The organism is Blautia sp. AF26-2 (genome assembly GCF_003460955.1).
GTDB lineage: Bacteria > Bacillota > Clostridia > Lachnospirales > Lachnospiraceae > Fusicatenibacter > Fusicatenibacter saccharivorans.
The window spans coordinates 101,452-126,343 of the sequence record NZ_QTWD01000002.1; the positions used below are offsets into that span (position 1 = coordinate 101,452).

Below are 24,892 nucleotides of genomic sequence, written 5' to 3' on the forward strand. Positions count from 1 at the left end.
CAAAAAATTGCACTCGCGGTGGGAGAATACAGAGAAAGAGTGGAAAAAAAGCAACAATATAAGAAGATCTTGCGACAATTCGAGTAGAAAAGGACGAAAATATTGTTTATACTGAAAACAACATAAATGCTAAATTCTACAGAAAAGAGGTATTTCAAAATGGGGAAAATATTTGATTACGATGGCGTGCCGGTGCTGCATACCACATCCGGCGATTTAAAAGGTTATTTTTATGACGGTGTTTACATTTACAAAGGAATTCCGTATGCATACGCAGACCGTTTCCAGATGCCGGTTCCGTCCAAATGGGATGGCGTGAAGGATGCGACAAACTACGGCTTTGTATGCCCGCTTCAGAACCAAGATACACCGAACGGCGAGCTTATGGTTCCGCACCGCTACTGGCCGCAGGATGAGCACTGCCAGTCCTTAAATATCTGGACAAACAAACTTGATCCGGAAGCCAAAAAACCGGTTCTCGTATGGTTCCACGGCGGTGGATACGCAGCGGGATCTTCCATCGAGCAGGTTGCGTATGACGGCGTCAGCATCGCAAAGAAAGGTGATTCGATTCTTGTTTCTGTCAACCACAGACTGAATATTTTAGGATATCTGGATCTGTCTCCGTTTGGGGAAAAATACAAAAACTCCGCAAACGCAGGCCACGCCGATATGGTGGCAGCCCTGCAGTGGGTACATGACAATATTGCCCTGTTCGGCGGCGATCCGGAGAATGTAACCATTTTCGGCCAGTCCGGCGGCGGAATGAAGGTGATTGACCTGATGCAGATTCCATCAGCAGACGGCCTGTTCCAGAAAGGCCTTGTCATGAGCGGTGTTATGGAGGACGATCCGCTCGGCGCAGGAGAGAAAGACGGCACGGAGATTATTACGGCAATGATGAAAGCGCTCGGCTTTGACGATGTGGCTCAGCTGGAAACTGTACCGTATCCGCAGCTTGCTGCTGCATATGCAAAAGTGGCTCCGGCGATTGCACAGAGTGGCGGCTACATCGGCGGCGGCCCGAAAAAGGGCGATTACTTCTATGGAAATCCATTCGACGCAGGCTTCCGTGAGCATGCACATCAGATTCCGATGATGATCGGAACCGTATACGGCGAGTTCGCAACGTTTGCACCGGCAGCTTATGATAAGAACAAACTGACAGCGGAAGAGATTCTGGAAATCCTCAAAAAGGTTTATGGAGACAATGCCGAAAAGGTTCTGGACGCTTTCAAAGAAGCATATCCGGAGAAGAACGGCGTAGATGTTCTTGCCATCGACCGTGCAATGCGTGAGCCGACCGTAAAACTTGCCAAACTGTTCGCAAAAGGCGGCGGCAAAGCATATCTCTACAACTTCGCTCTGGAATTCCCGTTCCAGCACGGCAAGCCGGCATGGCACTGCTCCGATATCCCATATTTCTTCGGAAACGCAGATCTCGTAGAAATTTGTGGCATCCCGGATGTCAGCGATAAACTGGAAAGCGAAATCTTCGGAGCACTTCTTGCCTTCGCAAAGAACGGCACCCCGGATCATGCCGGACTCCCGCACTGGCCGGAAGTAGAAGCAGAGGATGCGGATACCATGGTGTTTGACCGCAAAACGGAAGTAAAACACAACTACGATGATAAAGTGTTTGCAGAGATCAACAAAGTTCTGAAACCATGGAGCTTTATGGACATGATGGCTGACAATATTCAGCATTAAAAAGAACGATTCGACGCGGCATAAGCGAAATCGGGATGGAGCTCTGAAATATTAAAAAATTAGAATAAAAAAACCGCCTGTTTGATTTGAAAAATAAAAAAATCAAACAGGCGGTTTTTTCTGAAAATTCGGTGCTTTCAATCACATCTAAAGTATTATTCTAACAGGGTCACGGAAGAAAAACCAGTAAAAAACAGATTGTACTGAAAAAAATACAATCTGTTTTGTTGACACACTTGAAAAAACATGATAATCTAGAAAATGCACTATTATGGCAAGATATGCCTAAAACCTTTTGTTCAGGCATGAGCGGTAATAAATATATTATAACACAAGGGGTGACAACGTCAATGGAGAAAAACAGAATACGTCCGATACCTACCGGAAAAAGTATGCGAATGAGTTACCAGAGACAAAAAGAAGTATTGGAAATGCCCAACTTGATTGAAGTCCAGAAGGATTCCTATGACTGGTTCCTGAGAAGCGGACTCAAGGAAGTCTTTGATGACATTTCACCAATCTCCGACTACGGCGGACGGCTGAGCCTTGAATTCGTAGACTTTACACTGTGTGAAGATGACGTAAAATACTCAATCGAAGAGTGTAAACAGCGTGACGCTACTTATGCGGCACCGTTAAAGGTAAAAGTAAGATTATATAATAAGGAAAAAGACGAGATCACAGAGCACGAAATTTTCATGGGTGATCTGCCGTTGATGACAGCAACAGGAACATTCGTTATCAATGGTGCAGAGCGAGTAATCGTCAGCCAGCTGGTACGTTCCCCTGGTATTTATTACGGCATCGCACATGATAAGCTCGGAAAGAGACTGTTCTCCTGTACCGTAATCCCGAACCGTGGAGCATGGCTGGAGTACGAGACCGATTCCAACGACGTCTTCTATGTCCGCGTAGACCGTACCAGAAAAGTTCCGATCACAGTCCTCATCCGTGCACTTGGAGTAAGCTCCAATGCAGAGATCGTAGAGCTGTTCGGTGAAGAGCCGAAGATTCTTGCAAGCTTCACCAAAGATACTTCCACCAACTATCAGGAAGGTCTTCTCGAGCTGTACAAGAAAATTCGTCCGGGCGAGCCTCTCGCAGTAGAAAATGCAGAGAGCCTCATCATGAGCATGTTCTTTGACCCGCGTCGCTATGACCTGGCAAAGGTAGGCCGTTATAAATTCAACAAGAAACTTGCACTGCGCAGCCGTATCCGCAACCAGATCCTCGCTGAGGATGTTGTAGATCCGTCCACCGGTGAAATCCTTGCAGAAAAAGGCACCACCGTTACTCTGGAACTCGCAGACAAGATTCAGAACGCAGCAGTACCGTATGTATGGATTCAGACAGAGGAGAGAAACGTAAAAGTTCTTTCCAACTTAATGGTAGATCTGAAAGCATGGGTAGATGTTGACGAGGAAGAACTTGGCATCAACGAGAAAGTATACTATCCGGTTCTGGAAAAGATCCTGGAGGAAAATACCGATATCGAAGAGATCAAACAGGCGATCAAACGTGACATTCACGACCTGATTCCGAAACATATCACAAAGGAAGATATTTTCGCTTCCATCAACTACAACATGCATCTGGAATACGGCGCAGGAAATGCCGATGATATCGACCACCTGGGCAACCGTAGAATCCGTGCCGTAGGTGAGCTGCTTCAGAACCAGTACCGCATCGGTCTGTCCCGTATGGAGCGTGTGGTACGTGAGCGTATGACAACACAGGACATCGACGGAATTTCTCCGCAGTCCCTGATCAATATCAAACCGGTTACAGCTGCAATCAAAGAGTTCTTCGGATCTTCCCAGCTGTCCCAGTTCATGGATCAGAATAACCCGCTTGGAGAGCTGACGCACAAGAGACGTCTTTCCGCCCTTGGACCTGGCGGTCTGTCCCGTGACCGTGCCGGATTCGAGGTTCGAGACGTACACTACTCCCATTACGGAAGAATGTGCCCGATCGAGACTCCTGAGGGACCGAACATCGGTCTGATCAACTCTCTGGCATCGTATGCGCGCATCAACGAGTATGGCTTCGTTGAGGCTCCATACAGAAGAATTGACAAATCAGATCCGAAAAATCCGCGTGTTACCGACGAAGTAGTCTACATGACCGCAGATGAAGAGGATAATTACCATGTAGCACAGGCAAATGAGCCGCTGGATGCAGAAGGACACTTCCTCAACAAGAACGTTTCCGGACGTTATCTGGATGAGACCCAGTCCTACGAGCCGCACATGTTTGATTACATGGACGTGTCTCCGAAGATGGTATTCTCCGTTGCTACGGCGCTGATCCCGTTCCTTCAGAACGACGATGCGAACCGTGCGCTGATGGGATCCAACATGCAGCGTCAGGCCGTACCGCTGATGATCACCGATGCTCCTGTAGTAGGAACCGGTATCGAAGCAAAAGCAGCCGTAGACTCCGGTGTCTGCGTCGTTGCAAAGAAAGCAGGAACCATTTCCTACTCCTGCTCCAACGAGATCCGCATGAACAATGATGACGGAACAAAAGATGTTTACCATCTGACCAAATTCATGCGAAGCAACCAGAGTAACTGCTACAACCAGAAACCGATCGTATTTAAAGGTGACCATGTAGAGGCCGGCGAAGTAATCGCAGACGGTCCGTCTACCTACCAGGGCGAGCTTGCTCTTGGTAAAAACCCGCTGATCGGATTTATGACCTGGGAAGGATATAACTACGAGGACGCCGTTCTTCTTAGCGAGCGTCTGGTACAGGATGATGTTTACACTTCCATCCACATCGAGGAGTACGAGGCAGAGGCCCGTGACACCAAGCTTGGACCGGAAGAGATCACAAAAGACGTTCCGGGCGTCGGCGATGAAGCCTTAAAAGACCTGGACGAGCGTGGAATCATCCGCATCGGTGCAGAGGTACGTGCCGGTGATATTCTGGTCGGAAAAGTAACTCCGAAGGGAGAAACCGAGCTGACCGCAGAGGAGCGTCTGCTCCGTGCCATCTTTGGCGAGAAAGCAAGAGAAGTACGTGATACTTCCCTGAAAGTACCGCACGGTGAGTATGGTATCATCGTGGACGCCAAAGTATTTACCCGTGAAAACGGCGACGAACTTTCTCCTGGAGTAAACCAGGCAGTCCGCATCTACATCGCACAGAAGAGAAAAATCTCTGTCGGCGATAAGATGGCTGGTCGTCACGGAAACAAGGGTGTCGTTTCCCGTGTACTTCCGGTAGAGGATATGCCGTTCCTGCCGAACGGACGTCCGCTGGACATCGTGCTGAATCCTCTGGGTGTGCCGTCCCGTATGAACATCGGACAGGTGCTTGAGATCCATTTAAGCCTTGCAGCAGCAGCGCTTGGATTCAACGTATCCACCCCGATCTTCGACGGCGCAAACGAGAAAGATATTCAGGATACCCTGGAACTTGCAAACGATTATGTAAACATGGAGTGGGAAGACTTCTCCGACAAATATAAAGATGTTCTTCTTCCGGAAGTATATCAGTATCTGGAAGAGCACCTCGACCACAGAGAACTGTGGAAGGGTGTTGATATCGCAAGAGACGGTAAGGTACAGCTCCGCGACGGACGTACCGGTGAGCCGTTCGATGGAAGAACGACAATCGGACACATGCATTACCTGAAACTGCATCACCTGGTAGACGATAAGATTCATGCCCGTTCTACCGGCCCATACTCCCTCGTTACACAGCAGCCTCTGGGTGGTAAAGCTCAGTTCGGTGGACAGCGTTTCGGAGAGATGGAGGTTTGGGCTCTTGAGGCGTACGGTGCATCCTACACGCTGCAGGAGATCCTGACTGTGAAGTCTGACGATGTGGTTGGCCGTGTGAAGACATACGAAGCCATCATCAAGGGCGACAATATTCCGGAGCCTGGTATTCCGGAATCCTTCAAAGTATTGTTGAAAGAGCTGCAGTCCCTGGCACTCGATGTCCGCGTACTGCGTGATGACAATACCGAAGTTAAAATTATGGAATCAGTTGATTACGGTGATACCAACCTGAACCACATCATCGAGGGAGACCGTTACTCTGACAGAGAGGACGAGAGATTTGGTGACTATGGATTCTCCAAGAAAGAATTTGACGGAGAAGAAATGGTAGATGTGGAAGAGGATGAAGAAGAAGACTCTTATCTTGATCTGGATGAAAGTTCAGATGATGACATGTAACTTGTAGATCTTCGCTTTGCGAGGAAAGGGGTAATCAAATGCCAGAAACAGCAAAAAAAGAAAATTACCAGATGAGCTTTGATGCCATCAAAATAGGACTTGCCTCCCCGGAGAAAATCCGGGAGTGGTCCCATGGCGAGGTAAAAAAACCGGAGACCATCAACTACAGAACGCTGAAACCGGAAAAAGACGGTCTGTTCTGTGAAAGAATCTTCGGACCAAGCAAAGACTGGGAGTGCCATTGCGGTAAATATAAGAAAATTCGCTACAAAGGCGTAATCTGCGACCGATGCGGCGTAGAAGTAACAAAATCCAGTGTGCGCCGTGAGCGTATGGGACACATTGAGCTGGCAGCTCCGGTATCCCACATCTGGTATTTCAAAGGAATTCCGTCCCGTATGGGACTGATCCTGGATCTGTCTCCGAGAACTCTGGAAAAGGTTCTGTATTTCGCAAACTACATCGTTCTTGATGCAGGCGATACCAAATTACAGTACAAACAGGTTCTGACCGAGAAAGAATACCAGGATGCCAGAGAGGAGTTCGGAAACAGCTTCCGTGCAGGTATGGGTGCGGAATCCATCAAAGAGCTTCTGATGGCAATCGATCTGGAAAAAGAGTCTGCTGAATTAAAGGCAGGTCTTAAAGATTCTACCGGACAGAAGAGAGCCCGCATCATCAAGAGACTTGAGGTTGTTGAGGCATTCCGTGAGTCCGGAAACCGTCCGGAGTGGATGATTCTTGATGCGGTTCCGGTTATTCCGCCGGATCTGCGTCCTATGGTACAGCTTGACGGAGGACGTTTTGCAACATCTGACCTGAATGACCTGTACCGCCGTATCATCAACCGTAACAACCGTCTGAAGAGACTGCTGGAGCTCGGTGCACCGGATATCATCGTGCGCAACGAGAAACGTATGCTCCAGGAGGCAGTTGATGCCCTGATCGACAACGGCCGCCGCGGCCGTCCGGTAACCGGTCCTGGAAACCGTCCTCTGAAATCTCTGTCCGACATGCTGAAAGGTAAATCCGGCCGTTTCCGTCAGAACCTTCTTGGTAAACGTGTTGACTACTCCGGCCGTTCTGTTATCGTCGTAGGACCGGAACTGAAGATTTACCAGTGCGGTCTGCCGAAAGAAATGGCAATCGAGCTGTTTAAACCGTTCGTTATGAAAGAGCTGGTTTCCAACGGCACTGCACATAACATCAAAAATGCAAAGAAAATGGTCGAGAAACTCGAGCCGCAGGTATGGGACGTTCTCGAGGACGTCATCAAAGAGCATCCGGTTATGCTGAACCGTGCCCCTACCCTGCATCGTCTGGGTATCCAGGCGTTCGAGCCGATTCTGGTAGAAGGTAAAGCGATTAAGCTGCACCCGCTGGTTTGTACCGCATTCAACGCCGACTTCGACGGTGACCAGATGGCTGTCCATCTGCCGCTGTCTGTAGAAGCGCAGGCAGAGTGCCGTTTCATGCTTCTTTCTCCGAACAACCTGCTGAAACCGTCCGATGGTGGTCCGGTAGCCGTTCCTTCCCAGGATATGGTTCTTGGTATCTACTATCTGACACAGGAGCGTCCGGGCGAGAAGGGCGAAGGAAGCTTCTTCCGCGATATGAACGAAGCCATCCTGGCATACGAGAACGGATATATTACCCTGCAGACCAAGATTACCATCCGCTGCGAAAAAGAGATGGAAGATGGTACTGTAATGCAGCAGAACGTAAGCTCCACACTCGGAAGATTCCTCTTCAATGAGATTCTGCCGCAGGATCTGGGATACGTAGACCGTACGGTTCCGGGTAACGAGCTTGCGCTTGAGGTTGATTTCCTCGTTGCAAAGAAACAGCTGAAACAGATTCTGGAAAAAGTCATCAATACACACGGAGCTACCAAAACCGCAGAGGTTCTGGACTATATCAAGGCAACCGGATATAAATACTCCACCCGTGCAGCCATGACCGTATCCATTTCCGATATGACCGTGCCGCCGCAGAAGCCGGAGATGCTCGCCGAAGCACAGGCAACGGTAGACAAGATTACAAGAAACTTCAAACGTGGTCTGATTACAGACGAAGAGCGTTACAAAGAGGTTGTAGATACCTGGAAGAAGACCGACGATGCGCTGACAAAAGCATTGCTCGACGGACTGGATAAATACAATAACATCTTCATGATGGCTGACTCCGGAGCCCGTGGTTCCGATAAGCAGATCAAACAGCTGGCTGGTATGCGAGGACTGATGGCCGATACAACCGGACACACCATCGAGCTGCCGATCAAGTCAAACTTCCGTGAAGGTCTTCAGGTACTGGAATACTTCATGTCCGCACATGGAGCACGAAAAGGTATGTCCGATACCGCGCTTCGTACCGCCGACTCTGGTTACCTGACCCGTCGTCTGGTAGACGTTTCTCAGGACCTGATCATCCGTGAAATCGACTGTGCCGAGGGCAAGGACGAAATTCCGGGTATGTGGGTCAGCGAGTTCACAGACGGAAAAGAGCAGATCGAGAGTCTGCAGGATCGTATCACAGGCCGTTTCTCCTGCGAGACGATCAAAGACAAGGACGGCAACGTCATTGTAAAAGCAAACCATATGATCACCCCGAAACGTGCTGCCCGTGTCATCAAAGACGGCATCAACGAGAACGGTGAGCATTATACAAAAGTAAAAATCCGTACCATTCTTACCTGCCGTTCCGGTAACGGAATCTGCGCAAAATGCTATGGTGCCAACATGGCAACCGGCGAGGCAGTACAGGTTGGTGAGTCTGTCGGAATTATCGCAGCACAGTCGATCGGTGAGCCTGGTACACAGCTGACCATGCGTACCTTCCATACCGGTGGTGTTGCCGGTGGAGATATCACACAGGGTCTTCCTCGTGTCGAGGAGCTTTTCGAGGCAAGAAAGCCGAAAGGACTTGCCATCATCACCGAAATCGCCGGTGTTGCACAGATCAAAGACACCAAGAAGAAACGCGAAATCGTTGTTACCAATCCGGAAGACGGCGTATCCAAGACATACCTGATCCCTTACGGATCCCGTATTAAGATCGCAGACGGAACAGTTCTGGAAGCCGGAGACGAGCTGACCGAGGGTTCTGTCAACCCGCATGATATCCTGAAGATCAAAGGTGTACGTGCCGTTCAGGATTACATGATCCGCGAGGTACAGCGAGTTTACCGTCTGCAGGGTGTAGAAATCAACGATAAGCATATCGAGGTTATCGTTCGCCAGATGCTGAAGAAGATCCGCATCGAGGAAAACGGAGATACCGAATTCCTTCCGGGCGACATGGTAGACTTCCTGGATTACGACGAGACCAACAAAGCTCTGATCGCAGAAGGCAAAGAGCCGGCAGAAGGAAAACAGGTACTGCTTGGTATCACCAAAGCATCCCTGGCATCCGATTCCTTCCTGTCCGCAGCATCCTTCCAGGAGACCACCAAGGTTCTGACCGACGCTGCTATCAAGGGTAAGGTTGACCATCTGGTAGGCCTGAAAGAGAACGTTATCATCGGTAAACCGATCCCGGCCGGTACCGGTATGAAGTGCTACAGCAACATTCATCTGAATACCGACAGCATGATCGAGGAAGAAGAGGACGAGGATCTGATTCTGACCGAAGATCTTGAGGACGATGCTCCGGCAGCTCCGATGGCAGAAGCTCCGGTTGAAGAGCCGTCAGCTGAAGAGGAAGAGCCGATGCTCGACTTCGACTTTGAGGAAATGATTCCGTCAAAGGATGATACCGAGGAGTAAACCCTTCAACAAATAATAGCAAGGATTCTCCCACCTCTATAGGTGGTGAGATGAATTGCAAATAAGAAAGTTAACGGCAGTGGCGGGCGGAGAGAAATCGGTATCCCCCACTGACATGAGGCAAACCACAGTCAGCATTCTGCTGACATGTCAGACTCTGTGAAATTACCGACTGTGGATTGAAACAAGGTTAAAAAATAAATATGTCATTTGTGAAAAGCAGAGAATTTTCGGTTCGCCGGGGTCTCTGCTTTCCTTGTGTTTTCGGGAGCATTTTGTTACAATGGAGACAGAAAAGAGGGAAGCCTATGTGGATAAAAAAATTACCTGGCATCGTGGCAAATGCGGCGGTACTGATTCTGGATATATTTGTGATTCTGATGATTGCAGCGCTGTTTCTCCACCAGCAAACGGCGGGAGAGCGTGTGAAAGAGACGATTACGCGTTTTTCCACGACATCGGAGGAGTATTATTCCGAGGGAGAGGCATACAGCCAGAAGAGCGACCGGGTGCATACGTATGCGGTGAAAGAACAGTCTAAATAAGAGGAAAAGATGAGGTAAACTATGCTCCAGAAGTGGAAAAGAAAAGGAAAAAGATTCCGCCATGTGGAAAAAGACGGAGAAGAGACGACGGAGCTTTCTGTGAAAATACAGGCGGCAAAATTTCGTGATCTGCCGATGAGTCTGCGGATTCTGATCGTGAATCTCAGTCTGTTTCTGATTCTGTGCGCCGTATTTTTTATGGCAGGCGCGTATCTGTATGCGCCGCAGGCGGCAGGACGGAATTACGTGGAAGCATGCCTGGCAGGAGACTGGAACAGTGCATACGATGTATGCCAGTTCCCGGACAGCACGTTTCTGTCGCGGAAGAACTACGTCAATGCAATGACCTGGAAAGCAAAACAGGACGGCACTGACGGGCAGGAAACACCGGAGATCAAGAGCTTTTTCATGCGCAGAAAACAGAATCTTGAGACCGGGGAAAACAGGATTTATACTGTGCGGTACACGTTAAAAGGCATGAGCGACTCGCAGGAAGAAACATTGGAGATCGCCGCCGGGGATACCGTAAAATGGAACTTCAAAGAGTGGTACGTTGTGCCGAAAGACAGCTGCGTGACGGATGTCGAAATCACCGTCCCGGCGGATGCCTCGTTCTATCTGGACGGCGTGCAGGTCGGGAAAAAGTATTTAAAAGAGACAGCAGATAACGTCAGCATCTACAAAATCCCGTATCTCTTCCTCGGCGGCCACACCATTGAACTGACCGAAAAACAGAAAGACCCATACCGCGAGATCGTCCTCGTGCAGGACAACAGCAGCATGGAATTCCTGCCGGATTTAAAACTCAACGATTCCACCGGCAAAACCATCGCCGACCGCGCAGAAGAGTCCCTGGACAAGGTATTCACAGCCGCAGCCGCCGGAAAATCCTTCAGCACCATCAAAAATGAATTTTCCGCCGACACCGCCGTACAGAAAACCGCCAAAGAACAGTACCAGCAGCTCTGCGATGCCTACCTGAACAGCGACACCAACACCGGAATCACCAGCATCACCGTGAGCAGCGTCTCCACAACCGTAACCAACGAATCCAACCAGATGAAGATCGAAACCAACGTGACCGCTGCGATCGAGCGACGAACCCGTTTCCTCCATTTCTTCCGCAAAACCAAAATAGAGACCGTCACCTGGAAACTCGAGTCCGTTGTGACGCTGGAAAACGAAAAATGGGTGATGGGCAGCGATTTCCTGACTAAAATAGGACATGAGGCATAAGGTGTTTGCTTCCGTTGTTCTGGCAACGTTAAAACTTTGCAGTTACTCTTAAGCAGAGAGGATAATCAGGCTGGACAGGTGAAAGACCTGTGATTTGGTGGCAAAGCACCAGAAAGAAACCAGGTTTTTTAAAAGAGAGTGACAAAGAGTGATTTTGTATCCGCTTTTACCATGGGTGCAGAGTCACTCTTTTTTTGTGACAAGATGTTAAGAAACGATAAACATTAATTTACCAGAAGTGGAAAAATGTAAGAATTTGTGCCTTGCATCTTAGGTCAGATCACGTTATGATAGTAAGTAGAAAAATGTCGAAAAACGTTTGTGTTACGATGGAAGAAAGTTCCGCAAAGGGGCGGGACGATGGAGTATAAACAGATCATATGGAAAGAAAATCATTGAAACAGAGAAGAAAGCAGATGCGCCGCAGACAGATGATGCAGAAAGTATCACGGATTTCCCTGTGTGTGGTAATCGGCCTTCTTTTTCTTGCGCTTATCTGGAAATTTGCGGGAGCGCAGCTTGCGAAAAAAGGAATTGTACTGAGTAATGACACAGCCGCAAAGACGGTGAGCGAGACGGCGCCGGAGGCGGAGGACGGATCGGGAAATGCGGGAATTAAGAAGCTTGCGGAGACCACGCCGCCGAATGAGACGCCGGGATGGCAGTACAGCTCGTCGGGCTGGTGGTACGCAACGGATGCCACAACGTACTACGTCAACGGCTGGGCAGATATCGACGGAAACCAGTACCATTTTGATTCCAATGGTTACATGGCGACCGGCTGGAAAGCGATCGGCGGAAAAGGCTGTTACTTTGATGACCAGGGTGTTTACCAGCCAGACCGCAACGGCTCGATGATGGTAGCCCTGACCTTTGATGACGGCCCAGGCGTCTATACCAGCACGCTTCTCGATACGCTGGAGCAGTACGGGGCACAGGCGACGTTCTTTATGCTCGGCAGCAATGTGGAAAAATACGGTGCAGATGTGATCCCGCGCATGGCGGCGATCGGCTGTGAGCTTGGAAACCACTCCTATGCGCATCCGAATATGAAAGAACTGAGCACCGACGACGGCCTTGCCCAGTTCCAGATGACGGATGATCTGATCGCCCAGTACAACAACGGACAGGGTGCAACTGTCATCCGTTTCCCGTATGGAAACAGCACCGATGAACTGCTCGCATCTATCGGCCGCCCGAGCATCATGTGGGATGTCGATACCCTGGACTGGCAGACAAAAAATGTACAGGCAAACATCAGCGCCGTTCTCGACAGTGTAAGCCCGGGAGACATTATCCTGATGCATGATATCCACGAGACGACCGTAGAATCGTGTGCAACGATCGTGCCGGAGCTGATCAACCGCGGGTATGAGCTTGTCACGATTCATACTCTTGCAGCGGCAAACGGCGTGGATCTTGCAGCGGGAGAGACGTATTACGGCTTCCATGGCGGAACGACAAACGAATAGAAAACAGAATAGAAAAACGACAAAGAACCGCCGGTTTACTCTCAAATCAAGAGTGAACCGGCGGTTCTTATGTCATTTTATGAAAATTTATTTCATTGCCGCTCTCTTACGAAGTCTGGAATCCAGCTCTTTCTTACGGATACGTAAGGAAACCGGAGTAACCTCAAGAAGCTCGTCCTTGTCGATGAAGTCCAGAGCCTGCTCCAGGGAAAGGATTCTCGGCGGAGTCAGACGCAGTGCCTCGTCGGAAGAAGAAGTACGGGTGTTGGTCAGGTGCTTCGTCTTGCAGACGTTCAGCTCGATATCCTCGGCCTTACCGTTCTGTCCGATAACCATACCGGCGTAAACCTTCTCGCCAGGTCCGATGAACAGAGTACCGCGCTCCTGTGCGGAGTACAGACCGTAGGTAACGGACTCGCCTGCCTCGAAAGCAATCAGGGAACCCTGTTTGCGGTATTCAATGTCGCCCTTGTACGGTGCGTAATCTTCAAACTCGGTGTTCAGGATACCAGTTCCTTTGGTGGAGGTCATGAAGATTCCACGGAAACCAATCAGGCCTCGTGCCGGGATTTCGAACTCCAGACGGGTGGAACCATCGCTTGCGCGGCTCATGCCGTGAAGCTCGCCTTTACGCTCGCTGAGGAGCTGGATGACAGTACCGGAGAACTCGTCCGGAACGTCAACGTATGCGATTTCCATTGGCTCGAGTTTGCGTCCGCGCTCGTCCTCTTTGTAGATAACCTCTGCCTTACTTACTGCGAACTCATATCCCTCACGGCGCATGTTTTCGATCAGGACGGACAGATGCAGCTCACCACGGCCGGAAACCTTGAAGCAGTCTGCGGAATCAGTCTCCTCGACGCGGAGAGAAACGTCAGTGTTCAGCTCACGCATCAGACGGTCACGCAGGTGGCGGGAAGTTACGTATTTACCTTCTTTACCGGCCAGCGGGCTGTCGTTTACGATGAAGTTCATGGAAATAGTCGGCTCGGAGATTTTCTGGAACGGGATGGAAACCGGGTTGTCCAGATCGCCGCAGAGAGTATCTCCGATGTGGATATCCGGGATACCGGAAACAGCAACGATAGAACCGATGCCTGCCTCAGTAACCTCTACTTTTTTCAGTCCGTCAAATTCATACAGTTTGCTGACCTTTACTTTTTTCTTCTTGGTCAGATCGTGGTGGTTGACCAGCATAACGTCCTGGTTCACGCGGATCGTTCCGTTTTCAACTTTGCCGACACCGATACGTCCAACGTATTCGTTGTAGTCGATGGTACTGATCAGAAGCTGTGTGCCAGCTTCCGGATCGCCGGTCGGAGCCGGGATGTATTTCAGAATGGTCTCGAACAGAGGTGTCATATCCTTCGGGGTGTCGTTCAGATCGAGTACGGCATGACCCAGCTTTGCGGATGCGTACAGGAACGGACAGTCAAGCTGCTCGTCGGATGCGTCGAGATCCATCAGAAGCTCAAGCACTTCGTCGATGACTTCGTCCGGGCGTGCCTCCGGGCGGTCGATTTTGTTGATGCAGACGATAACGGAAAGATTCAGCTCAAGTGCTTTTTTCAGCACGAATTTGGTCTGCGGCATAGCGCCCTCGAATGCGTCTACAACCAGAATAACGCCGTCTACCATTTTCAGAACTCGCTCAACCTCGCCGCCGAAGTCCGCATGGCCTGGGGTGTCGATGATGTTGATTTTCGTTCCTTTGTAGTAAACTGCTGTATTTTTGGAAAGAATGGTGATTCCACGCTCACGCTCGATATCGTTCGAGTCCATGACACGTTCCTGAACCTCCTGATTGGCACGGAAAACGCCACTCTGTTTCAGAAGCTCGTCTACCAGTGTAGTTTTACCATGATCGACATGGGCGATGATGGCAACGTTTCTTACATCTTCTCTCGTTGTTTTCATTTCTTCATTCCTCTTCCTATGGGTTGACCCTGCCGGGTTCAATTTTTCAAAATTTCAAGCCGGCCGGGAATGTTTATCACAGCACAAAGGCAGGTGCCTTGCCGTTTTGTCTCTGCTGGATGCCTGCCTATCTGAACTATTATAGCACAGAACAGAGAAAAAAAACAGGGAAGATGTGACATTTTTTGTATTGCAATGGTAGAAAATACGAAGCATGTGGTGCGGTTTTTACAGAAACATATACAAAAAATTGGGCAGAATGCTGATTTGAATAGAAATAAAAAAATCTGGAAAAAAGTGGTTCTGAAAAAGAAATGTGGTTCATACATTAGGATTATAGATCAGCAAAGTACCGATCAGAAATCAATATTCAGAAAGAAAAGACAAAGGAAGGGGATTTTCATTATGGCAGACAAGATGATTGAAAACAATCAGGTGGTTATCATGGGAGAGATTGTCTCCCCGTTTACATTCAGCCATCAGGTATTCGGAGAGGGCTTTTACCTCGTCGATGTGATGGTCAAGCGGTTGAGTGAATCGCAGGACATCATTCCGGTGATGGTCTCCGAGCGGCTGGTGGACGTATCACAGGATTACCAGGGTGAGTGGATCTGCATCAGCGGTCAGTTTCGGTCCTACAACCGCCACGAGGAGAAGAAGAACCGTCTGGTACTCTCCGTATTTGCGCGGGAATTAAGCTTCGTGGAGGAAGAGGACGATTCCGTCAAATCCAACCAGATTTACCTCGATGGATACATATGTAAACCGCCGGTCTACCGGAAAACACCTCTGGGAAGAGAGATCGCCGACCTTCTGATCGCGGTCAACCGTCCGTATGGAAAATCAGATTATATCCCGTGCATCTGCTGGGGACGGAATGCGCGGTATGCCTCTGCGTTTGCCGTGGGCGGCCACGTTCTCATCTGGGGACGGATCCAGAGCCGGGAATATATGAAGCGGCTGAGCGAGACGGAAATGGAAAAGCGGACCGCGTATGAGGTTTCGGTGAGCAAGCTGGAATATAGTGAGAGTTAAAGCGCGATCCGCTGTTGACAAGAAAATTTAATGATGCTATAGTAAAAGCAGAACTGAAGTGGATAGAGGTCGCATTACTTCAAGAGTACCTTTTCGGATGCCTCAGCAGCAAAAGAAGAAGAGGAAAAGGGAAGAATGCCGAAGGACATCCGGCGCTGAACCGGTATGCTCCTGGGCGCAGGTTGAAAAAATCTGCGACTGTCATCGAGAGATGGAGAGCTATCTGATCATAGATACTGCGTATGTGTGAATTTGGAGGCGATCTTATCTGGGATGAGGCGCCTCTTTTTTAAACGGAAAGTGAAATTTTCCGTGGGAGATAAGCTCCGGCGACTGATTTCTTATGGTTTTATCTGACACAACATACAGGAGGAAAAGAGAATGTCTATTTTTAAAGGTGCAGCTGTTGCAATTATCACACCGATGACCGAAACACAGGAAGTGAATTACGAAAAACTCGGAGAACTGATTGAGGAGCAGATCGCCGGCGGAACCGACGCCATCGTTATCTGCGGAACCACCGGTGAGGCTTCGACCCTGTCCCATGAGGAGCATCTGGATGCCATCAAATATACCGTGGAAAAAGTAAATCACAGAATCCCGGTAATTGCAGGAACCGGCTCCAACAGCACGGAGACAGCAATTTATCTGTCTCAGGAAGCAGAAAAATACGGCGTGGACGGACTTCTTCTCGTTTCTCCGTATTACAATAAAGCAACACAGAAGGGCCTGATTGCACACTTTACCGCAATCGCAGACAGCGTCAAAGTGCCGGTCATCCTTTACAACATTCAGGGCAGAACCGGCGTAAACATTGCACCGGAAACGATCGTCTATCTGTTCAACAACGTTGAGAATATCGTTGCAGTCAAAGAGGCTTCCGGAAACATTTCCCAGGTCGCAAAAATTATGCAGCTGACCGATGGAAAGATCGATCTGTACTCCGGAAACGACGATCAGGTTGTGCCGATCCTTTCCCTTGGCGGAAGCGGTGTAATCTCCGTTCTTTCCAACGTAGCACCGCGTGAGACCCACGACATGGTACAGAAATTCCTCGACGGCGATGTGGCCGGATCCAGAGAAATCCAGCTGAGAGCACTGCCGCTCATCGATGCGCTGTTCTGCGAAGTAAACCCGATTCCGGTAAAAGCAGCGCTGAACCTGATGGGCAAAGAGGTTGGCCCGCTTCGTCTGCCGCTGACCGAGATGGAGCCGCAGAACCAGGAGCGCCTGGCAAAGGCTATGAAAGATTTTGGAATCAAACTGGCTTAAGTTAAGAATACACGAAGTAAAGAAGGAAAAAGACAATGGTTAAAATTATTATGCATGGCTGCAACGGCCATATGGGACAGGTCATCACCGGCCTGGTAAAAGAAGATGCAAATGCAGAAATCATAGCCGGAATCGATATGAACGACAACGGCCAGAACGATTATCCGGTATTCAAAAGCCTGGCAGAATGCGATGTTCCGGCAGACGTAGTCGTTGACTTTTCTTCCTACAAGGCAGCCGACGCACTGCTCGATGCCTGCAAGGAGAAAAAACTTCCACTCGTCCTCTGCACCACAGGCCTCACCGAGGATCAGCTCAAAAAAGTGCAGGAGACCAGCAAAGAAATCCCGGTTCTCCGCTCTGCAAATATGTCCCTTGGTGTGAATACGCTGATGAAACTGGTACAGGCAGCTGCAAAAGTGCTTGCCGAAGCAGGCTTTGATATGGAGATCGTGGAGAAACACCACAAACTGAAATGCGACGCTCCAAGCGGAACCGCCATCGCCCTGGCAGACAGCCTGAACGCGGCAATGGACAACCAGTACCACTACGTATACGACAGAAGCCAGCGCCACGAGCAGCGTGACCCGAAAGAAATCGGAATCTCTGCTGTACGCGGCGGCACCATCGTCGGCGACCACGACGTCATCTTCGCAGGCCCGGACGAGGTTGTTACCCTGTCCCACAGAGCATATTCCAAAGGAGTTTTCGGAAAAGGAGCTGTAGAGGCTGCAAAATTCCTGGCTGGAAAACCGGCTGGCATGTATGACATGCAGGATGTCATTGCTGCGAAATAAGGCAGAAACAGGGAAAAAGTGAATAGAAACCAGAAAGTGCGCAACGAAAATGCGAAACGTTGCGCACTTTTTCTTTTCTTACAACGGGATTTTCGGAATTGAGGAAGTTATTTTGCAGAATATTTGGCAGAATACACAAGAAAAAATACGGAATATCAAAAGAGAACGTGAAAATCGCAAACGGTAATGGAAAAATCAATGCGCAACAAGGTAAAACGCTAAAGTTGCGCGTTTTGCACAAAAAATAGTAAAACAGTATATTTCGACAAGAAATATCTTATAAAAACTGCGAATTGTAAACAATATGCCGAAATGATATGATAATGGCACAAAGAAAAATAAAGAGTTGAGCAACAAAAAGTTGCGCAAACAAGAAAGGGAATGAGAAGATGAAAAAGAATGGTTGGAAAGGGTTTTGCAAAAAGCTCTACAAGTACCGGGTATTTCTTCTGATGCTTGCACCGGCAGTAATTTATACCCTGATTTTTTCCTACTACCCGATGACAGGAATTGTAATGGCATTCAAAAAATACTCCTACGCAGGAGGTATCTGGGGAAGCCCGTGGAACGGATTTGATAACTTCAAGTTCTTCTTTAAATCAGGACAGGCCGGACTCGTTACCAGAAATACCGTGCTGTATAATCTGGCATTTATTGTGATCAACACGACGATGCAGATTGCCGTTGCCGTGCTTCTGACCGAGATCCGCAACAAACATTACCGTAAGATCACACAGTCGCTGATGTTTCTGCCGTATTTCATTTCCTGGGTTATCGTAGGAGTTATGGCATTCAATATTTTCAGTTCCGACTACGGTTTTCTGAACCGACTGATTGAAACCTTCGGTGGAACACCAATCAAGTTTTACACGACACCAAAGGCATGGCCGTTTATCCTTGTCTTCTTTAATGTATGGAAGGGAATCGGATACGGTTCTGTTATGTACCTGGCAGCAATTATGGGAATTGACACTTCGATTTATGAAGCAGCCCGCATCGACGGAGCAAACGTGTTCCAGCGAATTTTCAAAGTAACAATCCCGATGATCATGCCGACCACAATCATCCTGCTTCTGCTATCCGTCGGAGGCATCTTCAAAGGAAACTTTGATATGTTCTACAACTTGGTTGGAAGTAACGGTCTTCTGTACAACTACACCGATGTAATTGATACCCTGACGTTCCGTGCCTTAATCAGCAGCAACGACTTCGGAATGTCCGCAGCTGTTGGTCTGTATCAGTCGGTACTGTGCTTTATCACTGTCGTAATCGTAAACAAACTGGTTGGTCTTTATGATAAAGACTACACCTTATTCTAGGAGGGATGAAAAGTGGGATCTTCCAGTCATACAAGTAAAATCAAAAGAGGAAAAGATGCGGTTGCACTTGATATCATCGCGTACGGATTCTGCGGAATCATCGCGCTGGTCTGCCTCGTTCCTTTCATCATGATCGTATCCGGCTCGTTTTCTTCGGAATCGGCCATTATCCAGAACGGTTTCAGCCTTCTGCCGCAGGATTTCAGCCTGGAGGCATACAAAACCGTATTTAAAGATCCTATGGTTGTCTTCCGCGCATACGGCACGACCATCGGTCTGACCATCGTCGGAACGGTACTTGGTCTGCTGCTGCAGACTATGACAGCTTATGTACTGTCACGTAAGGAGTTTGAGTGGAGAAATCAGTTTTCGTTTTTCTTCTACTTTACCACTTTGTTTTCCGGCGGTCTTGTTCCGTACTACGTACTGATGACACAGACCCTGAATCTGCGGGACAGCTACCTTGCACTGCTCCTTCCGCTGCTGTTCAGCGTATACAACCTTCTGATCATGAAGAGTTACATCGTGGGACTTCCGGATTCTCTGATTGAAGCGGCCAAGATTGATGGCTGCGGCGAGTTCCGTATTCTGTTCCGGATTGTAATGCCGCTGATCAAACCGGCACTTGCTACCGTGGGCCTCTTCATTGCACTGGCTTATTGGAATGACTGGTACAATGCGATGCTGTATATCAAAGACACGAACAAGTATCCGCTGCAGTATTTCCTGTATCAGCAGGTTAATGATATTGAGGCATATAAAAAGCTTCTTGCAAACAACGCCGCAGGCTCTGCCGTCAGCGCAATCTCATTGCCGACCCAGTCCCTGAAAATGGCACTTACCATTGTAGTAACCGGCCCGATCGTTCTGGCATATCCGCTGGTACAGAAATACTTTGTACAGGGTATCACAATCGGAGCAGTCAAAGGCTGATACAAATCATGTTAATTTAACTGAATCAAGTAAGTCCCCTGTTTCCATTGCGAAAAGCAATAAGCAGGCGGGTGGGGACTTGCTTGTATCAGGAGGAGTGCAAGCTCCTTCTGATAAACTGCGGAGCAGTTATTCGGTTATGAGCAAGTAGCAAAGCGGATTGCGAATATCCGCTTGAATTACACATTATATTTATGAAGGAGGTTCTTTATGAAAAAGAGCACAAAAAAACTGGTATCTGTATTACTTGCATCCGCAATGGCAGCCGGTATGCTGGCAGGATGCGGTTCCGGCAACGGAAAGGGAAGCACGGGCGACAGCAAAAGCAGCTCCGCAGCTTCCGGCACATCGGGAGACAACCTGAGTGCAGACACTTCGGAGCATGTCGATCTGACGATGTATCTGATCGGCGACCGTACCCCGGATTTTGATGAGGTTTACGCCAAAATCAATGAGATTCTGGAAGAGAAGCTGAACTGCTCTCTGAACGTAGAATTCCTTTCCTGGGGCGAGCATGACACGAAATATTCCCTGCTGTTCTCCTCACAGGAAGATTTTGACCTGATCTTTACCGCATCGAGCTGGTGCCATTACGAGCAGACCGTTTCCCTCGGCGGATTTGCACCGCTTTCTGAGGACTTTATCAAAACGTATGCACCGGATATCTGGGAGGTTGTTCCGGAAATGGCATGGGAGCAGGCAAAGATTGACGGACAAATCTACATGGTTCCGAGCTATGCCAACGAGTTTGGTCAGGAAGTTCTGGCAGTGCGCGGTGACCTGATGGAAAAATACGGTATGGATGATATTACATCCTGGGATGACCTGATGAAGTTCTACAAAGCATGTGCAGCAGACGGTATCTATGCAAGTCAGGGCGGACCGTGGTATCCATTCTTCCAGTCCCAGGGCTATTCCACAACGGGCGGAGCACCGAAGGGCGGCGAGCTGATTCTGTATCATACCCAGGATCCGAAAGATCTTGAATTCCAGTACATCGGTGAATGGGATGCGTTCCGTGAGTACTGCCAGGAGATGAAAGACCTGGTAGACGCCGGAGCATGGTCCAGCGACGTATTAAACAGCAGCGATGAGAGACAGACCGGACTTCTGACCGGAAGAACAGCAAGCATGAGCTGGAATCTCGGAACCTGTCTTACCTACGGAAAACAGGCAAATGAGGAACATCCGGATTGGAATGTAACGATGGTAGACCCGAACAAAAACCTGTCGAAAAAAGTAAACTCTTACATCAACAACGGTGTTGCCATCAACGCAAACAGTAAAAACAAAGAGAGAGCCATGATGGTATTAAATGAATTCTACACCAACCCGGATGTTTACGATCTGGCTATGCTCGGTATCGAAGGAAAGCACTGGGAAGCAGTCGGTGATGATCAGTACAAAGTTATTGATGAGAGCGGCTATGGTGTAGCAAGTAACTGCAACTGGGGATGGAACAACTGCACCATCCAGAGAGAGGAATATCTTGAGAACAGAACGGCTCTGGACGACAAGTATGAAAGCATCAAAGATGCCTTCAACAACAACATCAAAGAAGATCATGTTTACGACGGATTTAACTTTGATTCCAGCAATGTAAGTACACAGTTTGCAGCAGTAGAGGCAGCCATCGACAATTATTATAACCCGCTGATCAACGGTCTCGTTGACGATGTGGACGCTTCCATCGATGCCATGAACGCAGCTATGGACAGCGCCGGAATCCAGGATATTCTGGATGAGATGAACCGTCAGGCAGCAGAGTATGTAGCGGAGAAAGAAGAAAAATAAAACAGTAAAATAAAACAGGGAATGGACGCGCTGGTCTGCCAGAAGCTCCGGCGCGGCCGTTCCTTCTTTTAGAGATCAAGTGATGGTTCAAAAAGCTTTGAGGGATGACTTGATTTCTAACAGCATTCGTATTAAATATAAAAATATAGGAATTTTTCAAATTTAACAGAAAGTGACAGGGTATTTTTATGACACTGGAGGAAATTGCAAAAGAGATAGGGGTATCAAAAAGTACCGTTTCCCGTGCACTGTCCGGTAAGGGCAGAATCGGAGAGAAGACCAGAAACCGGATTCTCGAGGTGGCAAAACGGGGAGAAGAGCGGGAGGAGATGGCGCGGACCCGAACGGTGACGCACAACATCGGCGTGGTACTGCCTTCAGACGTTTATTATGGAAGCGGTGTTTATTTCCAGAACTGTCTGCTCGGCGTCTGCGAATCGGCATCGATGCTCGGGTACAATGTGCTGATTACGACGAGCAACGCGCATGATATTTCAGAGCTGCAGTCGCTGGTGGAGTCGAACCGGGTGGATGGTATGCTCCTGACACGTGCGCTTGAGGATGACCGTGCGCTGCAGTATTTAAGTCAGGCAAATTTCCCGACAGCACTGACGGGAACATGCCGGTATGACAACATTATCCAGGTGGATACCGACAATGAGGGTGCGGCAGAGAAAATGACAACGCTGCTGATCGGAAAGGGATTCCGCAGATTTGCGTTTCTTGTCAAGGATATGAGCTATAACGTAGACCGCAAGCGTCACGAAGGTTTCTGCCGGGCGCTGATTAAAAATGGAATTTCCGAGAAGGATCAGCTTTTCTACAATGGTTCGATCCGTATGGAGTTTCTGGATGCGATCATTGAAAATATTATATCCAAAAAAGTGGAATGCATCATCTGTGGCGACGACGAGATTTGTACGATGGTGATGTCCCGGCTCCAGGCGGAAGGCTATCGAATTCCCAAGGACGTCGCGATTGCTTCGCTCTACAACAGCACCAATCTGGACTGCTATTCCCCTGCAGTTACAGCAGTCAGTGTGGCAGCATCCCAGATGGGAGGCACAGCCGTGCGTCAGCTGATCCAGCGGCTCCGAGGGGAAAATTATGAGAAGAAGACGATGCTGGATTACGACATTTTATTCCGAAAATCGACAAACTAACGTAGCAGGGAGGACAGAACAATGGAATTTCAGAAGGGAATGGATCTATCTTTTATACCGGAGCTGGAAGATGCCGGAGTACAGGTGAAGGACTTTGACGGAACTGTTATGGATCCGCTGGATCTCGTTCAGAAATACGGGGTAAATTCCGTACGGCTCCGTATTTGGAATGCGCCGGAGCATGTCAGGGAGTCCGGCGGATACTGCAGCTATGCGCATACACTGGCGATGGCAAAACGGATCCGGGCACATGGCATGAGCTTTATGCTGGATTTCCATTATTCTGATTTCTGGGCGGATCCCGGTCAGCAGAGAAAGCCGAAAGATTGGGAAAACTTAAGCTTTAAAGAATTAAAAGAGGCTGTTTTTTCTTATACAAGAGATACGCTGACGGCATTAAAAGAGGAGGACGTTCTGCCGGATATTGTTCAGATCGGAAATGAGATCCGAAGCGGCCTTCTGTTTCCGGACGGAGAGCTGCCGGATTATACAAAAATGGTACAGCTTGTAAATGCCGGAATCCGCGGTGCGCGGGCTGCAGCCGGAAAAGATGAGATGCAGGTTATGATCCATCTCGACCAGGGCGGACGGTATTTCTATCTGAAAGAGTGGTTTGACTGTTCCTTTGAGGCAGGACTCGAGGATTTTGACCTGATCGGACTTTCCTATTATCCATTCTGGCACGGCACTTTCACGGATCTGAAAGAGACAATGACGAAGCTGATCCAGGATTACAAAAAGCCGATTATGGTCGTTGAGACGGCGCATGCATGGAGAAAGAGTGCGCATGGGTTTATCGATGAACAGCAGGAAAAAATCGCAGGATTTCCGGCGACGCCTGCCGGACAGAAGCAGGTGCTGGATCTGGTTGCCAATATCGTTGCTTCGCTGCCGGATGAAATGGGGCAGGGTATCTATTACTGGGAACCGATCTGTGTTCCGAAAGACGGTGAGGGCGGCTGGTCGGAAAATATGGGTCTGCTGGAGGAGAAGGGAACCATCATGGAGGGCATTCGTTCTTTCCTGTTTACACGGAATGATGCCTGTCCGGAAAAACCGGCCAAGATTTACGAGCCGGAGCCAATGACCGTAGTAAAAGACGAAGCATGCGGTCTGCCGGAGATGCTCCCGGTTTTGCTGTATGACGGAATGGTGGAGCAGCGGCGGGTAAACTGGAACGAAGTGCCGGACACACGCGTGACAGGCGAATATGATGTGACAGGAAATGTGGAAGGTGTTCCGTTTGCTGCACATGCGAAGATCTGCGTGGTGGAAGAGCTGCCGGAGGCGGAGAATCTGTTGCTCGATGTCGGCTGGGAAGACGGCCTGGCGCGCTGGAACGTAGAAAAATCCGAGGATGCCGTTGCAGTACAGCTGTTTCCGGAGTTTGTCGATCCGTTCCCAGCTCCGCCGGTGAATGCGGTACGCGTAGAAGCACCGAAAAACTTTACGTTTTCGATCTGCCAGACGGTAAAGGTACAGGAGGCAGGAACGTATACATTATCTGTTGCCTTTCAGGGAACCGATACAACAAATGTGGATGTGCGGCTGTTCCTCAATACGGAAGAGGGAAAAGAAGAGACTGTGATTCATCCGACAGAACATGCATGGACCGGCTACAAAGTGACATGCGAAATCAGAAAACCGCAGGAAGTCACTGCCGGAATCCGAATTTCATCGCCGCCGATGTACGGCATGATGCGGAATTTCTGTCTGCAGACAGTAAAAAGAGAGGGACAATAAGA

15 protein-coding genes and 1 riboswitch are annotated in these 24,892 nt (G+C 49.0%); of the genes, 14 read left to right on the forward strand and 1 reads right to left on the reverse strand.

Features of this window, described 5'->3' with window-relative positions; translation table 11 throughout:
• Positions 1-159 precede the first annotated feature (159 nt).
• The 6 genes from DWY63_RS03310 to DWY63_RS03335 all read left to right on the forward strand — a co-directional run bounded on the left by DWY63_RS03310 (position 160) and on the right by DWY63_RS03335 (position 12,917).
• Entirely contained in the window at positions 160-1,710 is a 1,551-nt protein-coding gene (locus DWY63_RS03310; protein ID WP_117761434.1) for a carboxylesterase/lipase family protein, read from the forward strand.
• A gap of 350 nt (positions 1,711-2,060) precedes the next feature.
• Complete coding sequence (gene rpoB / locus DWY63_RS03315) at positions 2,061-5,900, forward strand: DNA-directed RNA polymerase subunit beta (RefSeq protein WP_117801342.1); 3,840 nt, start codon at positions 2,061-2,063, stop codon at positions 5,898-5,900.
• A gap of 38 nt (positions 5,901-5,938) precedes the next feature.
• Positions 5,939-9,664, forward strand: coding sequence for a DNA-directed RNA polymerase subunit beta' (gene rpoC, locus DWY63_RS03320; RefSeq protein ID WP_117510453.1), 3,726 nt, complete (start codon positions 5,939-5,941; stop codon positions 9,662-9,664).
• Positions 9,665-9,972: 308 nt separating this feature from the next.
• A complete protein-coding gene (locus tag DWY63_RS03325; RefSeq protein WP_055266947.1) occupies positions 9,973-10,209 on the forward strand; it encodes a hypothetical protein in 237 nt (78 codons plus the stop codon).
• A 21-nt stretch (positions 10,210-10,230) separates the two neighbouring features.
• On the forward strand, positions 10,231-11,445 hold the full coding sequence (locus DWY63_RS03330; RefSeq protein WP_117801344.1) for a hypothetical protein: 1,215 nt from the start codon (positions 10,231-10,233) through the stop codon (positions 11,443-11,445).
• 395 nt (positions 11,446-11,840) lie between these two features.
• Positions 11,841-12,917: a polysaccharide deacetylase family protein gene (locus DWY63_RS03335; RefSeq protein WP_158568314.1), complete on the forward strand. Its 1,077-nt coding sequence runs from the start codon at positions 11,841-11,843 to the stop codon at positions 12,915-12,917.
• 87 nt (positions 12,918-13,004) lie between these two features.
• On the opposite strand, the gene typA is transcribed toward DWY63_RS03335, so the two are convergent.
• The gene (typA, locus tag DWY63_RS03340; RefSeq protein ID WP_055266953.1) at positions 13,005-14,834 is read right to left on the reverse strand and encodes a translational GTPase TypA; all 1,830 of its coding nucleotides are present in this window, start codon (positions 14,832-14,834) and stop codon (positions 13,005-13,007) included.
• 405 nt (positions 14,835-15,239) lie between these two features.
• Between typA and DWY63_RS03345 the strand changes: the two genes are divergently transcribed.
• The 8 genes from DWY63_RS03345 (at position 15,240) to DWY63_RS03380 (ending at position 24,890) form a co-directional block, all read left to right on the forward strand.
• A complete protein-coding gene (locus tag DWY63_RS03345) occupies positions 15,240-15,869 on the forward strand; it encodes a single-stranded DNA-binding protein (RefSeq protein WP_055220802.1) in 630 nt (209 codons plus the stop codon).
• Between the two features lie 55 nt (positions 15,870-15,924).
• Positions 15,925-16,099: riboswitch (Lysine riboswitch) on the forward strand.
• A 151-nt stretch (positions 16,100-16,250) separates the two neighbouring features.
• Entirely contained in the window at positions 16,251-17,141 is an 891-nt protein-coding gene (dapA, locus tag DWY63_RS03350) for a 4-hydroxy-tetrahydrodipicolinate synthase (protein WP_022461866.1), read from the forward strand.
• Between the two features lie 35 nt (positions 17,142-17,176).
• Positions 17,177-17,938, forward strand: coding sequence for a 4-hydroxy-tetrahydrodipicolinate reductase (gene dapB / locus DWY63_RS03355; RefSeq protein ID WP_117510456.1), 762 nt, complete (start codon positions 17,177-17,179; stop codon positions 17,936-17,938).
• Positions 17,939-18,327: 389 nt separating this feature from the next.
• Positions 18,328-19,257, forward strand: a complete 930-nt coding sequence (locus DWY63_RS03360) for an ABC transporter permease (protein WP_117801346.1) — start codon at positions 18,328-18,330, stop codon at positions 19,255-19,257.
• Between the two features lie 12 nt (positions 19,258-19,269).
• Complete coding sequence (locus DWY63_RS03365; protein WP_022461863.1) at positions 19,270-20,190, forward strand: carbohydrate ABC transporter permease; 921 nt, start codon at positions 19,270-19,272, stop codon at positions 20,188-20,190.
• A 210-nt stretch (positions 20,191-20,400) separates the two neighbouring features.
• Positions 20,401-21,984: an ABC transporter substrate-binding protein gene (locus DWY63_RS03370; RefSeq protein WP_022461862.1), complete on the forward strand. Its 1,584-nt coding sequence runs from the start codon at positions 20,401-20,403 to the stop codon at positions 21,982-21,984.
• Positions 21,985-22,172: 188 nt separating this feature from the next.
• Positions 22,173-23,147 (forward strand): LacI family DNA-binding transcriptional regulator, encoded by a 975-nt coding sequence (locus DWY63_RS03375; protein ID WP_055227760.1) that lies wholly within the window; start codon positions 22,173-22,175, stop codon positions 23,145-23,147.
• A 21-nt stretch (positions 23,148-23,168) separates the two neighbouring features.
• Positions 23,169-24,890 carry a glycosyl hydrolase 53 family protein gene (locus DWY63_RS03380; RefSeq protein WP_022461860.1) on the forward strand — a complete coding sequence of 574 codons (1,722 nt, stop codon included), beginning with the start codon at positions 23,169-23,171 and terminating at the stop codon, positions 24,888-24,890.
• Positions 24,891-24,892: the final 2 nt, after the last annotated feature.